The 14,063-nt window shown below is 43.1% G+C and carries 11 protein-coding genes; 4 read left to right on the top strand and 7 right to left on the bottom strand.

What is annotated here, in order from left to right:
• Positions 1 to 6 precede the first annotated feature (6 nt).
• The 3 genes from A37S_RS0117785 to A37S_RS0117775 form a co-directional block, all read right to left on the bottom strand.
• Positions 7 to 786, bottom strand: coding sequence for a DUF4197 domain-containing protein (locus A37S_RS0117785; protein WP_036603042.1), 780 nt, complete (start codon positions 784 to 786; stop codon positions 7 to 9).
• Positions 787 to 848: 62 nt separating this feature from the next.
• Positions 849 to 1,787: a ketopantoate reductase family protein gene (locus A37S_RS25170; RefSeq protein WP_036603039.1), complete on the bottom strand. Its 939-nt coding sequence runs from the start codon at positions 1,785 to 1,787 to the stop codon at positions 849 to 851.
• 133 nt (positions 1,788 to 1,920) lie between these two features.
• Complete coding sequence (locus A37S_RS0117775; RefSeq protein WP_028298162.1) at positions 1,921 to 2,490, bottom strand: PhnA domain-containing protein; 570 nt, start codon at positions 2,488 to 2,490, stop codon at positions 1,921 to 1,923.
• A 340-nt stretch (positions 2,491 to 2,830) separates the two neighbouring features.
• Here A37S_RS0117775 and A37S_RS0117770 point away from each other — a divergent pair, with 340 nt between their 5' ends.
• Positions 2,831 to 3,823, top strand: a complete 993-nt coding sequence (locus A37S_RS0117770) for an FAD:protein FMN transferase (protein ID WP_028298161.1) — start codon at positions 2,831 to 2,833, stop codon at positions 3,821 to 3,823.
• A 91-nt stretch (positions 3,824 to 3,914) separates the two neighbouring features.
• Here the strand turns inward: A37S_RS0117770 and A37S_RS0117765 are convergent, their stop codons facing one another.
• On the bottom strand, positions 3,915 to 6,110 hold the full coding sequence (locus A37S_RS0117765) for a PepSY domain-containing protein (protein WP_028298160.1): 2,196 nt from the start codon (positions 6,108 to 6,110) through the stop codon (positions 3,915 to 3,917).
• Positions 6,111 to 6,720: 610 nt separating this feature from the next.
• On the opposite strand from A37S_RS0117765, the gene A37S_RS0117755 reads away from it, so the two are divergent.
• Positions 6,721 to 7,398, top strand: a complete 678-nt coding sequence (locus A37S_RS0117755) for a hypothetical protein (protein WP_028298159.1) — start codon at positions 6,721 to 6,723, stop codon at positions 7,396 to 7,398.
• A 186-nt stretch (positions 7,399 to 7,584) separates the two neighbouring features.
• Here the strand turns inward: A37S_RS0117755 and A37S_RS0117750 are convergent, their stop codons facing one another.
• The 3 genes from A37S_RS0117750 to A37S_RS26405 all read right to left on the bottom strand — a co-directional run bounded on the left by A37S_RS0117750 (position 7,585) and on the right by A37S_RS26405 (position 13,150).
• Positions 7,585 to 8,769, bottom strand: coding sequence for an ATP-binding protein (locus A37S_RS0117750; protein WP_028298158.1), 1,185 nt, complete (start codon positions 8,767 to 8,769; stop codon positions 7,585 to 7,587).
• Positions 8,770 to 8,885: 116 nt separating this feature from the next.
• Positions 8,886 to 9,539, bottom strand: a complete 654-nt coding sequence (locus A37S_RS0117745; RefSeq protein WP_028298157.1) for a hypothetical protein — start codon at positions 9,537 to 9,539, stop codon at positions 8,886 to 8,888.
• A gap of 101 nt (positions 9,540 to 9,640) precedes the next feature.
• The gene (locus A37S_RS26405; protein ID WP_051293272.1) at positions 9,641 to 13,150 is read right to left on the bottom strand and encodes a DEAD/DEAH box helicase; all 3,510 of its coding nucleotides are present in this window, start codon (positions 13,148 to 13,150) and stop codon (positions 9,641 to 9,643) included.
• 125 nt (positions 13,151 to 13,275) lie between these two features.
• Here A37S_RS26405 and A37S_RS26400 point away from each other — a divergent pair, with 125 nt between their 5' ends.
• Both A37S_RS26400 and A37S_RS28165 read left to right on the top strand, forming a co-directional pair.
• A complete protein-coding gene (locus tag A37S_RS26400) occupies positions 13,276 to 13,653 on the top strand; it encodes a hypothetical protein (protein ID WP_051293271.1) in 378 nt (125 codons plus the stop codon).
• A gap of 46 nt (positions 13,654 to 13,699) precedes the next feature.
• Positions 13,700 to 13,825: a hypothetical protein gene (locus tag A37S_RS28165; RefSeq protein WP_281169877.1), complete on the top strand. Its 126-nt coding sequence runs from the start codon at positions 13,700 to 13,702 to the stop codon at positions 13,823 to 13,825.
• Positions 13,826 to 14,063 lie beyond the last annotated feature (238 nt).

Here is a 14,063-nt window from a genome sequence, read left to right as displayed (position 1 = left end):
TACAGATTAATCCAGAGCGCCAAAGACATTTTTCAAAAGGGAAGTGGTGCGAAACACGGAATTGTTGCGTATCCCGCTTTCCTTTTCGGCTACCATTTTGAAAACGCCGTTGACGGTTTGTTCGGTCACGTAGGCATTCAAGTCGGTATTTATGTCTTGTCTGGCAATTGTGTTGTATTGCGTAATCATCTGCTCCCATGCCTTATCTGCCCCTACTTTGCCCAGGGAATTTTCCACCTTGGGCTCAAATGCGGTAAAGAGTTGCTCGGAAGTCTTTGTTTTCAGATAACTTGTAGCGGCGATACTGTCTCCAAGGAGAATCTGCTTAGCATCGTCGAAACTCATTGACGTGATGGCATTGGCAAAGATGGGAGCGCCCTCCTTCACGGCATCTTCCGCCGCACGATTAAGTAATAAGATACCCCTATCAGCCAGGGATCCCAAACCTACCGACCTCAAAGTCGTTTCCACTTTCCGCAATTGCTCAGGCAGTAATATCTTCGTCAAGGCATTCTTGTAAAAACCGTCCTCTGCTCCCAATTTCTCAATTCCTTCACTTACCCCTATATTCAGGGCTTGCTTCAAGGCACTGGAAACATCGGTCGTAGATAGGCCATCCAGCGCAGCTGAATTTTTCGATGTACTTTCAGTGCTGCTATCGGTGCTTGTGGTGGCACTGCTGGCAGCTTTTTTCAACTTATCCAATATACTTTGTGCGCGCAAAGTTGAAAAGCTACATGCTCCCACCAGTAGTAACGCTAAAATAGATTTCTTTCCGATCGTCATTTTCGTCTTATATTTGTATAGATATATTGTTGCAAAGGTAAGCATCCTACTGTTAAATAGTCTTAACGATGCAATAAATAGGACTTTTCCTTTAGACTAAGTGCATGGTAGAGAAAATCATTAATTGGTGTAGAAACGTGGAATAGCTCTCCCTGCCGCCGCACTTCACCTGCAAAAATAGCCAGTTCAGTAGCCCTTTTGGCTTCCACATCCTGCAACATGGATGTTTTGCCTTCCGGATATAAGCCAACAACGATTTCCACCATTTTGTTTATATCTTCATCAAGAAGGTCAATACCTTTCTTATTGGCAATGGCCTGCACTTCCTTAGCAGCTAGCACCAAAAGCTGCCGTGCATTTTCAATATCCCGAAAAACTTTGAAAGGCAGTTCCAGCAGGGCAGAAACCTGATTGACGGCTACATTGAGCATAAATTTGAACCACATGGCTTTCAATATGTCTGGCGGCACTTGATAAGGTATACCGGCATTGCCCAATAATTCCTTAACAGCATTTACCCGATCACTTATACTATTATCCTTTTCTCCAAATACAATGTATCCCATGTGTGCATAGTTTACCTGCCTACCTATACGCAAGGCATCCATCTGCAAACCAAAGGCATATAGAATATGTTCCTGGCCAAAATGATCGGCAATGACCGCCTCACTGGAAATCCCATTGAGCAGAGACAAGATGGTCGTTCCTTCGCTCACAAATGGCGCTACCAACGGCAACGCTGCCTCCAAATGATGTTGCTTGACGGCTACGATGATCAGATCGGCAGCAGGTTCATCGCTGGCTGGAGTGATAAAAGAAAAATGGTACGGAATGTCATTGACCAGAATCGCTTCTTTCTCATAATCCCGTTTACGGTCTTCGTCTACTACTACTTTGACCAAGTCGCTGTTATAGGTATGCAATTTGGAGGCATACATGGTACCCAAAGCTCCCAAGCCAAGAAAATATACTCGTTTTATCGTTGATGTCTCAAGTCTCATATCTATAGTAATCTTACAAAATAACTTCCCTAATTCGAAGCTTAAGAACTTTACCAAAGTTTGCTAGCGCTATGGCCTTTGCGCACAACTTTGGTGAAGTTTTCAGAAGAAAGTCGGGAAGTTATTTTGTATCTCAATGCTGCTTGCGCAGGTATTTGGTGAGAATCACGATGAGCTGTCCCTCTACCCTGCCTTCTATCTGCTCAGCATTCTCTTCTACCAAGCGAATATTTTTCACTACCGTGCCCAATTTGGCACTTAAGCTGCTTCCCTTAACGTCCAGTGTCTTTGTCAGCACCACGGAATCGCCATTTTGAAGCACATTGCCATTGCTATCCTTATGCACGACGGCTTCGATTGAATTATCGTCATCGGCTACCGCCTTAGCCCATTCCATCATTTCGTCATCAAGGTAAAGGATATCCAGCGCATCGGCGGCCCAGGTCTCCCCTTTCAGGCGATTGAGCATGCGCCAGGCCAAGACCTGTACCGCTGGCACCTCGCTCCACATGGTATCGGGCAGAAAACGCCATGCGTCGGCTTGGAGCGCCTCACTCCCATCTATCTGGCCAAGCAAGGATTTGCTAATCAGTACTTCATTACCTGCATAACTGTCGGGCAATACGCTATAGACTACGAGCTCGCCTTCCTCATGGCTCAACTCACATTTGCCTCCACTCCTACTTCGCAATAGTTCATCCATCTTTTTAGTTCATTGTTTGCCGGCAAAAATAACATTTTTTAGTTTGTATATTTTCTTTGGCAACAATGGTTTAACATGTTTTATATTTTATGTGCGATAAGGTACAAATGGTGTCCGATTTCGCACACTTACTACCATGGTAAATCGACCATTGCCCCCTGAAAAAGTAGTTTTTTGTTATTGGAAAGTTTGTTGTGGACTTGCTGATCGGAGACTAACATTGTTGAAGTTATACGTGGTAAGTTTCCTGCTTGCTATAAATCGAGCAATTTATATAACTTTAGACTCGTTTTCAGAATTGGCTTATTTGTTGCCATATCACAGTTGATTTTATTTTTAAATGAAAGAGGCCCTATTTGTCCTATTGATTTTCCTGGTATCAAACACCAACGCACAAGTATTACGCAAACGGGTAACCCAACTAATGGGCAGCCGCTTTGAGATTAGTATTGTGGCCGAGGATTCCCTTTCTGCAGAAAGGTATATCGATACGGTGATTGCCGAGGTGTCACGAATAGAAAATCTGATCTCGGATTGGAAGCCCGATTCACAGATATCAAAGGTAAATAAAAACGCAGGCATCCGTCCGGTACAAGTAGATCCCGAAGTATTTGCACTGACCGAACGGGCACTTCACGTGTCGGAAATCACCGGAGGTGCTTTCGACATCAGTTTTGCGGCTATGGAGCGAGTTTGGAAGTTTGATGGGAGCATGACGGAAATGCCCACGGCGAAGGCCATTAAAAAATCGGTGAAAAAGGTGGGCTATAAGCATGTAATCCTAGACAAAAAAAACGGCACCATTTTCCTGAAACGAAAAGGCATGAAAATTGGGTTTGGAGCCACGGGAAAAGGTTATGCCGCAGACCACTGTCGCGATAGGATGATTTCCATGGGCGTCCAGGCGGGAATAATAAACGCTTCCGGCGACATGAGCGCATGGGGAAAACAGCCCGACGGGAGCGATTGGCTGGTTGGCATTGCCAATCCCATGGAACAGGACACAATCTTGGCCGTTGTCCCCTTGTCACATGGAGCCGTGACTACTTCGGGAAACTACGAGCAATTTGTCGTATTCAATGGCATCAGGTATTCGCACATTATCAATCCGGCTACCGGTTATCCAGCCACTGGTCTATGCAGCGTGACGGTATTTGGTCCTAGTGCTGAGGTTGCCAATGGATTCAGCACTTCCATCATGGTATTGGGAAAGGACAAAGGAATGGCGCTGATGGAGCAATATCCAGATTACAAATGTATTCTCATTACTGATGACGGCACCGTTTTTTCAACACCGAATATAGCCTCGGAAAACCAGAAATTGCCATATTAAGACACATGCGACACGCCTGCACCAGTGGGTGAATGTTCAGCTTGCATAAACTGGCGCGCGACTGTGGCGCGTGCCCGTAAAGTCTCCAACATCAATAACAATCGGTCAAAACCTGATCGTGCGACTGGTAATAGCTGATACTTTTACCTAGTTTTTTCTGGCAGACGGAATCCAGCAGATCGAGTACATCTTTCTGCATGGAAAGGGAACCGCAAATCATCAGTACGCCTCCTTTTCCCAAAACGCCCAATACGAAATCGATATCCCTGTTTATCAAATCGCTCACATATTGCTTTTCCCCTTCTCGGGAGAAAGCCACGTGAAGTTGGCCCAGCCTACCGGCATGGCTATTGGAAGCAAGGAAGTCGCTATATATGGCAAAGGAAGAGGCGTGGCGAAAACCACAATATAAGTGACAGGGCCTTTTGGCGGCGTTCTGACTTACCATACCCAAGAAAGGAGCGATACCCGTCCCATTGGAAATCATCACCACCTCCCCTGCCTTCTTTGGAAAATGGAAATGGGGATTGTTGACGATACGCGCACGGATTTGTTCACCAGATTCCAAGCGATGCAAAAAGCCAGACCCCAGACCACTGGCATGCAGTCGCACGCTTAGCTGGATCTCGCCTTCTACCTTCCCTATGGAATATAAGCGTTCACGATGGTCATTTTCCGGGTAAATGGCCAACAAATCTCCAGAAGTGACCTTCACTCTCCCTTTTGGACGAAGACGAACCTGAAAAGTGCCGTCTGATTGATCGAGCTGTACCTTGTCCGTTACAGTGAATGCTTTTAAGCATTCCGTATTTGCGCTAAGTTGCTCAGACATAACTAAAACAGGCATATCAGACTGTTGTGCCCATGATTCTGCCCAGACACCAAAATCTGCAGGAGATCTATCATTAACGGTATGAATGTCCAGCAAAGGAATTGCCCATTCCTGCTGCGATAGCAACTGGTCTACATCGAATGCAAACTTGCAAAAATCCTTATAGGACCGCGAACCAAAACCGAGCACGGAATAACGGACAGGATGATCTTGCGGCTGCTTCTCAAGCAAGCGGAAAAAATTTGCCGCATTGGAAGGAGCCTCTCCCAGTCCGTAGGTAGAAGTGAACACCATGAGGTATGCTGCTTTCGGAAAAACAGTGTAGACATTCAACTCTCCGATAAAGCTCTTCTCTCCTTGCTGAAGCAGGTGCCTATGGATCGCATTTGCGAAACGAAAGGTGGAACCGTTCTCGGAACCAACCAATATGATAAAGCGACATTCGGCTGCGGGGTATTTGTTTTTCACCAAATTGGCCCTGCGCTTCCAAGTGATTGCAAAGCCAGAATATATAAAAAAAAGTATGTTGCATGAAGCAATGGCTAATACAATAGCCCATAAGGCACTTGTTCTGCCAGTATGGAGGTTGAGGCTCAGTGCCGACAACAGTACGGGCAAGGGGTACTGTTCTTGGCTAAGGATATCGCCCGTTATCTGATTTACGGCAATTACCCGATCTTTGAGTTTAAGGGTGTAATAATCTTCGGGATCGTCCGAAAATGGAAATTCTACGGTCTGCACCTCCGATAGCCGGATGTCTTTGAAAACGGGAAAATCGACAGGGTTTCTCTCCGGTGTGGAACTTATGGCATCGAAATCAACATCGGCAGAAACGTTCCTGTTTGGGATGATCTCAAAATAGGTCAGCGACAGATAACTACCCGTCAGAGCAATGATTAGGATGGGAACCAGTGACAGCCTTCCAAGGATGACATGATAGTATTGAGCGAAATTCTCTTTCACCACACGCGAGAAAAACCGCTTAAGACCTCTCTGACGTTGCAGCACCAGCATGATTCCCGAAAGAGCGATAAACAACAGCAGAAAGGCAGTGAGGCCCACAAAAAATCTTCCTATTTGATGCAGAAAAAGAGAGCGATGCAATGCCGTCACCCATTGAAAGAAAGCGCTTTCCTTGGTCACTGGACCCAATAGCTGCCCTGTACTAGGGTCTATGTAGGCCGCTATCTCATTGCCTTCATCGTCAATGCCCTTTATCTGTGTAAACTGGTTGGCATCTACTATAAGTTCGTTGACACCTGGATAGCTATTCCTGATCAATGGAAGACTTTCTGCCAGCGTCATCTCATTAAAGCCAACCACATGGTATGGCCGTGATTTTTCAATGAGGGGCTGAAAGGCAAGGATTACCCCCGTAACGGATGCAAGTGTAAGAAATAGAAAGGAAGATACGGCCAAAGCTAAGTGGCTGTATCGCCATATCGAAAGTGTCATAAAAAGGGACTAATTGAGCGTAAAGTGCACGTAATAGTTATAAGCAGTTTCATCAGTTCTACTATTCTGTGCTTTCACATCCAAGGGAATGCACTCTTGCAACAAAAAAGTATTTGCTGTGAAAATAGCGGTCATTAATCCATTCATTTTTGTCAAATATTGTCTAGTAATTTAGCTGGGTGCGTAACCAATCTGCTATACCTTACCTTTAGGAATAGTTTCGTTTGCAAGAGACAGCGAAATATGATTATTATTTTAATATCACGGTCGCAAAGGTAAAAGATATTTAGATTAATTTTAAATTGAGGCAAAAGTAAAAACTATTCTCAAAAGATAATAACGATAACAGGTAAAAGCCGCCAGAAAAGTTCTTTAAATACGATGAATAACGAAAGTTTTAACCAATAATCAAGATCGCCCGCAACAAGAATCGGCATTGCCCTTGAAGGGATGTCCAGCCTGTAATCCCAATTTCAGAATTATAATTTTTTGTAAGGAATCCATTATTGCGCTAGCTAAGTATCGTTTGCGGCGATTAGTCCATTAAGAGAATGTAGCGCTACGATGGCATAGACCGTTCTATTGAAGTGAAAACTTAAATAAACCAAACATGAAACACCTGTTTATTTGTGCTACCTTGCTATTTTCCTTTGCCTCTTGTTCGCAGGGAATTGTTGAACCTGAAATCATTGTGGAACCTCCAGAACCCGTAGAGATAGTGGTGGATAGTATACTACAAGGAACGCTTTACAATGTCACGATAGGCGACGACGCTGAAAAGGTGTATGCAGACCTTCAAGAGTTTTCAGAAAGTTTGACTCAGCGCCCTTACCTAGCCATCACGGGACAGTTCAACGACAGAATCGAAGACTTAAAAGATAGGATTCCACTCTATCAATCCTTGGTCTTTGACAGAAAACCCAGTTCCCCCAACGGAGGACAGATCTATTTCGAAGACGGTATCATCAAATCCATCTATAACCGTAAGGGCGAAAAACTGACGTCATGGCCACAGTCGTCGGCAAATGCCCTACGCGTGGGCGAACCCGTTTCGGGCATCTATGACAAACTGGTGAAAATAAATACAGACCAGCGGTTTTCCTCCTTTTTTGACTATATCGGTATGTTTGAAAAAAACACGAAAACGGCATATGACCCGGTACAGAATAGATCGCTCCTCTGGCAATATAGTTTTGGCATTGACGAGAAGCAGTTCAACCGAGTGGACCTGGTATTCAAGGACGGCATGCTGACCATGATCAAGACGCGATATGAACGGTATTTGTAAGGTGTTCTTTGCACGTAATAAGGTGGGTGAATAACCTATTACATGTCCATAAGCACTTGGATAAACTTTCTTGGCTCCTCTATTCTATTTATAAGATGCTGTAAATAAGACCTTTCAAAGACAAGCTAAAAAGAAGAATAGGAAAGAAATACCTATTAGAAACTAATACGGTAATAGAATTTTGGCTTAAAAGAGCAACTTCGGTTCAATGGTCAGAAATTCTTGCCAGGGGATGCCTCCCTGCCCTACCAGCAAGATCTTGTCAGGGGCCACTCGTTTCCTAAATTCAGACGCACTGCTTTTGGGCATTGTAGTTCCGCTTTTCACCTCAATACCAATCACCTTGCCACCGTGCTCCAATACAAAGTCCATCTCATAATTACCTTCGCGCCAATAGTAAAGACCAAATCCGTCGGAATACGCCGCATTAACGAGGTGTGCGCCAATAGCTGATTCCACTATTCGCTCCCATAGAACGGGTTGGCTATGGGCAACGCTAAACTGTTCGGCTTTCTGTGCACTTATCAAAGCGGTATTGTGTATCTGAAATTTAGGGCTGGAGGATCGTTTTCGGATCACTTTATGATCGAATTTTTCGAGACCGCATAGCAAACCAGCTGTATTCAGCAGTTGCAGATAATGCGCTAGTGTGGTAGTATTTCCCGCATCTAACAACTGTCCCATAATTTTGGTATAGGACAATACCTGACCGGAGTATAGGCAGCCTAGCTCAAAAAGCTTCTTCATCAATGCGGGTTTGTCTACCCTCGTGAGCATCAAGATGTCTTTGGATATACTGGTTTCTATTAACGAATCCGTGATATAGCGTTTCCAACGTTCCTCATCATTCACCAGTGCCGCCGCTCCCGGATAGCCACCAAACCATACGTATCGATCTACATCCCACCCAAAAGCTTGCTGCATCTCTTCAAAAGACCAATGCCCCATATAGGTCGTTTCAAAACGCCCTGCCAGTGATTCCGTTAATCCTTGTTGTAGTAACAAACGTGAGGAACCAAGCAGGATTACTTTCAGATTCGTGCCTTCACGCGTATCCTTATCCCAAAGCAGCTTAACCGTTTCGCTCCAATTGGTTATCTTCTGTATTTCATCTACGATGAGCAGGAACTCCGTGCTTTCATTTTTCGGCATCAAGGCTTGAGCCGTATCCCATTGCTGCACCAGCCAGGCATCATTTGCGGCAGCTACGCCATCGGCAGAGGTGAACAGGTAAGGAATGGCCATTTTTGTTACTAGCTGATTTACCAAAGTGGTTTTTCCCACTTGTCTAGGCCCCATAAGCACTTGGATAAACTTTCTTGGCTCCTCTATTCTATTTATAAAATGCTGTAAATAAGATCTTTCAAACATAAATAAAATTTTACTCAATGTATTGAGTAAAATTACTCAATACATTGAGTAATTGCAAATAGTTTGTTGAGCATTTCTTAGGGCTACATTTTCAAAGACAATTGGGGTTAGATTAACTAATAACATATCATTTCTTGATAATGTAACTGGCCATTTCTGTTGGTCACGGATAGCTTTTTGGCCCCAATAAGTTTATAGAGCACATCTTTGACCAGCATGGGGCTTAACAAAGGTGAATAGCGGCAACGGTATTCCACCTCGCGATAAATATCGTAACCTAGTCGACCATGGCGGAAAAAGCTTCTGCTCAGCATGCCGCCCATCGTCTTCTGCAATTTAGGCAAAAATCTAATTAAATCTGCCTTTGTCCCGGTATCTTTTTTGAACTCTGTCAGATTCAACTTTTCTTTTGATCTGTCCAAAACAATCCAAGGTACAGAAATGTGGTACAAAGACCTATTTCGTTCAGCCTTGTGCCTCACACTTATAATTCGCGGTTCAAACACATCAATGTCTTCGCTTGCGAACTTGATAGTTCCGCCTTCTATACCAGAAAAAATCTGGTTCAATAGGGTGATATCGTTTTGCCGTAGTTTAGGCGAGGAGGCAAACATTTCGTAATCCGAAAAATAATAAGGTGGCTTGCTCATCAAGAATGACACTTCCTCAGGAGTATACTGGCAGCTAATACGGCAGTTCAAATAACGATACCATTGCTTAAATTCGCTTTGTTCCAGCATTCCAGCATACGATGTCAAGATAGGTTCCATGGCAATTCATTGATTTTTAATATTATTCTTCCTGTACCCCGCCCAATTTTCGGGACGGGATAACAAGAAGTCACACATGAAAAATTATTATGGTTTTTCCGCTAATCAAACAAGCGCAACAATTCATCTTTGTTCAGCGATTTCAGCACATTGGTCTCCTCTTGGATCAACGTATCGGCCAAGGCTCGTTTATTTGCCTGCATTTGCAATATCTTTTCCTCTATGCTATCCTTGCATATCATCCGATAGGCCATCACATGCTTGTCTTGCCCAATGCGGTAGCAGCGATCGATGGCTTGGGCTTCAGCTGCGGGATTCCACCAGGGATCCAGGATGTAGACGTAATCGGCAGCAGTAAGGTTGAGGCCAGTGCCACCTGCTTTGAGACTAATCAGAAACACTCTACAGCTTTCTTCCTCCTGAAATTTAGCAACTTCCCTTTGTCGCTGCTCGCCCGAACTTTTGCCATCCAGATAGGCATAAGAAAACTCCAGTTGTTTCAATCTTTTGCCCAATAAGCCCAATACCGCGGTAAAAGAGGAAAACACCAGCAGTTTATGTCCTTTGGTATTTTCCAAGATATGCTTCTGTATTTCATCGAGCTTGATGGACTGATCTCCTAAATCTTCTTTCTTGATAAGAGCCGTCGAATTGCATATTTGCCGAAGTTTCATCAAGCCTTCCAGTACAAAAAAAGTAGCCTTGTCCATTCCTTCGTCCATTTTGCTCTCCAATTCACCTCGAAAGTGTAGTCGATAGCGTTCATATACGGCTCGTTGCTTAGGCAGCATCTCGCAATACAGCACCATCTCCGTTTTTTCGGGAAGATCCTTTGCCACCTCCACTTTGGTACGCCGTAACATAAAAGGAGAAATGATCCGCTGGAGCATTTCCAGTGTTTCCTTACTAGCTGTGCCATCCACAATTCCAGGAAATTTGCGTTTAAAATCTGGAAATTTACCGAGGAAACCTGGATTTACGAAATCCATCAGCGCGAACAGGTCCGCAATACCATTCTCAATTGGCGTTCCAGATAGTGCCAAACGATAATCTGAACGAATGGATTGTACAGAAGCAAATCGCTTAGATTTCGAGTTTTTTATAGCCTGCGCCTCGTCCAGAATTAGATAACTGAATTTTATTGTTGATAACAGTTCAATATCTGAAATGAGCGTGCCATAGGTGGTAAGCACCAAGTCTTTCAAATTGGGTTTCAAATCTATCGATCGGCCGATACCATGGTGAACCAAGACTTTGTGTTGAGGGGTGAATTTCTGAATTTCCTGCTGCCAATTGAACAGCAGTGAGTTGGGTACCACAATGAGCGAGGCAGGAGCATGTGGATCTTCCTGGTAATGATATTCCAAAAGGGTCAGCACCTGCAAGGTCTTTCCCAAGCCCATATCATCAGCCAAAATACCTCCCCAACCAAATTCACGTAGGAAGCCCATCCAACTAAATCCAGCCTCTTGATATGGTCTCAGCGTGGCAAGTACGCCATCAGGCTTTGCCAAAGGTTGGATTTTTTCTAACGACTGCAGCTTTTGCCTTTGTTCCTTTACTCGTTCTCTCAGTGTATTATCCGTGATTTTATGGGCAAAGGATTGAATAGCGACGAAATGTTTGGAGGAAATCCGAGCCCCTTTTTGACCTTCTTCCGCCAAGGCCATCAATGGCTTTAGCTTTTGCTTTAGGGCCAGTGGTATTAATCCTACCGAACCGTCAGGAAGTTCCATCATCTCACTACCATATTGCATGCCCTTTTTTAATGCTTCCAATGAAATTCGTTGTTTGCCAAAACGCATATCCAGGCCAATATCAAACCAATCTTTGTCCCCAGTAATTTCCATTTCCCATTTGACAGGATGAGGATTGACCTGAAACCCACTTAGGTCATCCAGCCCTAATACTTCCACTCCATGATCTTGTAACGTCCTGACTGTTTCGGCAAGCCATTTTCCTGTTTTGACTTTTGAGACCAATACTTTGTAATAATCAAGTTCCTGTTCATCAACAAAATCTTCATGCTGCGAGGCCAATAGCTGATGGAAATCCATTTCGCCCTCCTTGTCCCGCCAATACAGCACAAGCTTGCCGTTAGAAGCTTGAATGACACTATTACCTTTATTTAAGGGATTCACCACAACTGAATAACCATAAAGGCACTGCGCTTTCACAATGAGATGGTCTCCTTGTATTTCCAAAATGACTTGCCTCCGCAACAAACGCAATTGCTTTTGTTTCAAGAAGACGTTGTTACTAGAATTGTATTCGCAAGACATTTCATAGTGATCGGTTAAGTCATCCAATATTTCACCACAAAACTTCTCAAATTGATGTGGCAACACACTGATGGAACCACCTAGTTTTTCAAATTGCCGAATGGTCTCAGCATCCCTTACGGATTGCACCAATGTATAGTCATTGGACTCGCCTGTTGTAATGAAAAAACCGGATGTACTTGATAAAAGGCAAACTTCATTCAAACGCCGTCCATCGATATGTACGGTCATCCGTAACCTTACGGAATGTTCGTCATCGACCAACAAAAATATGACTCTTGGAAGCGACGTAACAAATCGTACAACAGAAAAACAACTAGGCTTTGGCCTCACTATCATTCTGTTACGAAAAGTAGAATTAAACACCAGCACAATTTCCTTTTCAAGAAAAGGAATCATTTGTTTCCAATAGCGAAAAAGCAGCTGATTTTTATATTGCGCGAGTGTTCTATCTTCGCTTGGAGTTGTTTCTGATGGTACGATTTGGGAACTGAGTTCACGGATACAGGTATCCGAAATCTCTAACATAATTTGGCAGAGTGAGTTGATTAATGATTGATTGGGCGTAAGAATAGATTTATCGAAGCTCTTCCTTGAATTCAAGAGAAAGCTCTTGTCGAAGGAAAGTAAGGTTCTTTTACTCGACTTATTGGGATTCTTATCCGCCATGTAAGGCAGCAAAATTGGTTCTGGAAAATGCTCCTCATCGTCAGGAATGGCATATACTAACTGTTTGTTGCTCATCGCCTGCTGCTCTTGGCGTATGGGTAAATGACTATACGGCAAATACAATACTTCCCCACGATTAATAAAACCATATAGCCGTCCGAATTTTTTGTGACTTTTGAACTGTAGGCCAGAACGAAGGGCTTCCACACTTAAAAGCTGTTTTTGGTCAATCGTTAAACTATGTAAGTCGGCTATTTTAAATCTACTGAAATAGTTATCCCCGAACCACCGATTGAAAGTTTGCAATGATTTCCAAACGTGGGCGCATAGTCCCGCCTCTTCATTTTTGCATCCACATTGGATTGCAATATGGGTGTCATTGATTTGATAGCTGATGGTATATCTCTTCTTGCTACAGTAAGTCGAGATTGACAAGGTACCCGTTAATATATCAAATTGCTGGTTATACGGATAGAAATACTCTTTTTCGTATTCATCTTTCTTCTCTTTTGCAATAAGTTCAGAGATATAATTATGTGACAGCTTAAAAGCTTCCCCATCCTCCCAGGGAACCACAAAAGGTTCTGATGATTTCCGTTTGCTTTGGGCATCTTCAGCCTTTGCAAATTGAATTTTTTCGGTAGTAGATTGTTTGGTCATGGTCGATTTTGTTGAAATGCCGAATGGATATCCGGCAGGTAATAGTTATATTTGTTAATACTACCACAAAGATAGTATGATTATTTTATACATAAAAATAAAAAGTAAAATAATTTCATATTTAAATGAGTTTATCATACAACGAAAGGCTGTTTCAGGTCTATGATTACCTAAAAAAACATAATAAAATAAAGACTTATGTGGCTTTTGGAGGTATAATTGGAGAGAACAAAGCTGGTGTGAACGATCTAAAGAACGATCGGAAAAAGGCAACTATAGAGCATTTCAACAAATTGAAAATATCATACCCTGAATTAAATGGCGATTTTCTGATTGGCGTGTCGGATATACTTGTGCTATCAGATGGAGGCACCGATACCGCACAGCAGACAGTGGATGCCCCTTCTGAGCAGGAAGCCATTATCGCGGCCTTGCGGGAAACCATTGCCTCCAAGAACGAGACCATCGCTGCGCTCAAGTCATTGCTGGAGGGAAAAAGTTAAGCAATAGTGAGTTGAATCTACCGAGTTAAAAGACTTCAAAGCCATTATGGAAGAACTAGATGAGTTAGAAGATATAAAGCTTTATGATGAAGCTAAAAAAGACAATGAACCGTCTATCCCTATCGATAACGCTTTTAAAATGATTGAAGCTAAACGCCGTAAGGCAAAGTAATGGCTTTTAATGTAACCTTAAAGAAACGAGCTTAAAGGGTAAGTATAAATAGGAAAGGTCAACTGACAGCTTATTAACCGAAACCAGAGCAGTAAAAAAGAGACTGTAAAATAAACTGTGTCAAGGATAATAAATAGAAGTATTATTTTTGACATAGTAATTATGAGTATTAAGGAAAACGATTTTGATTTTGAATCCATGAAGGACAAAGCGCTGGAACAGTTACGCAGCGGTGAAT

This window comes from Olivibacter sitiensis DSM 17696 (genome assembly GCF_000427965.1).
GTDB lineage: Bacteria > Bacteroidota > Bacteroidia > Sphingobacteriales > Sphingobacteriaceae > Olivibacter > Olivibacter sitiensis.
This window is presented reverse-complemented; position numbering and strand designations above follow the sequence as displayed.

Excerpts from the sequence above, each read along its gene's own strand:
- A37S_RS0117765 (WP_028298160.1), bottom strand. The coding sequence starts at position 6,110 with ATGACACTTTCGATATGGCGATACAGCCACTTAGCTTTGGCCGTATCT.
- A37S_RS0117755 (WP_028298159.1), top strand. The coding sequence starts at position 6,721 with ATGAAACACCTGTTTATTTGTGCTACCTTGCTATTTTCCTTTGCCTCT.
- A37S_RS0117745 (WP_028298157.1), bottom strand. The coding sequence starts at position 9,539 with ATGGAACCTATCTTGACATCGTATGCTGGAATGCTGGAACAAAGCGAA.
- A37S_RS0117750 (WP_028298158.1), bottom strand. The coding sequence starts at position 8,769 with ATGTTTGAAAGATCTTATTTACAGCATTTTATAAATAGAATAGAGGAG.
- A37S_RS26405 (WP_051293272.1), bottom strand. The coding sequence starts at position 13,150 with ATGACCAAACAATCTACTACCGAAAAAATTCAATTTGCAAAGGCTGAA.
- A37S_RS0117770 (WP_028298161.1), top strand. The coding sequence starts at position 2,831 with ATGAAAGAGGCCCTATTTGTCCTATTGATTTTCCTGGTATCAAACACC.
- A37S_RS28165 (WP_281169877.1), top strand. The coding sequence starts at position 13,700 with ATGGAAGAACTAGATGAGTTAGAAGATATAAAGCTTTATGATGAAGCT.
- A37S_RS0117775 (WP_028298162.1), bottom strand. The coding sequence starts at position 2,490 with ATGGATGAACTATTGCGAAGTAGGAGTGGAGGCAAATGTGAGTTGAGC.
- A37S_RS0117785 (WP_036603042.1), bottom strand. The coding sequence starts at position 786 with ATGACGATCGGAAAGAAATCTATTTTAGCGTTACTACTGGTGGGAGCA.
- A37S_RS26400 (WP_051293271.1), top strand. The coding sequence starts at position 13,276 with ATGAGTTTATCATACAACGAAAGGCTGTTTCAGGTCTATGATTACCTA.
- A37S_RS25170 (WP_036603039.1), bottom strand. The coding sequence starts at position 1,787 with ATGAGACTTGAGACATCAACGATAAAACGAGTATATTTTCTTGGCTTG.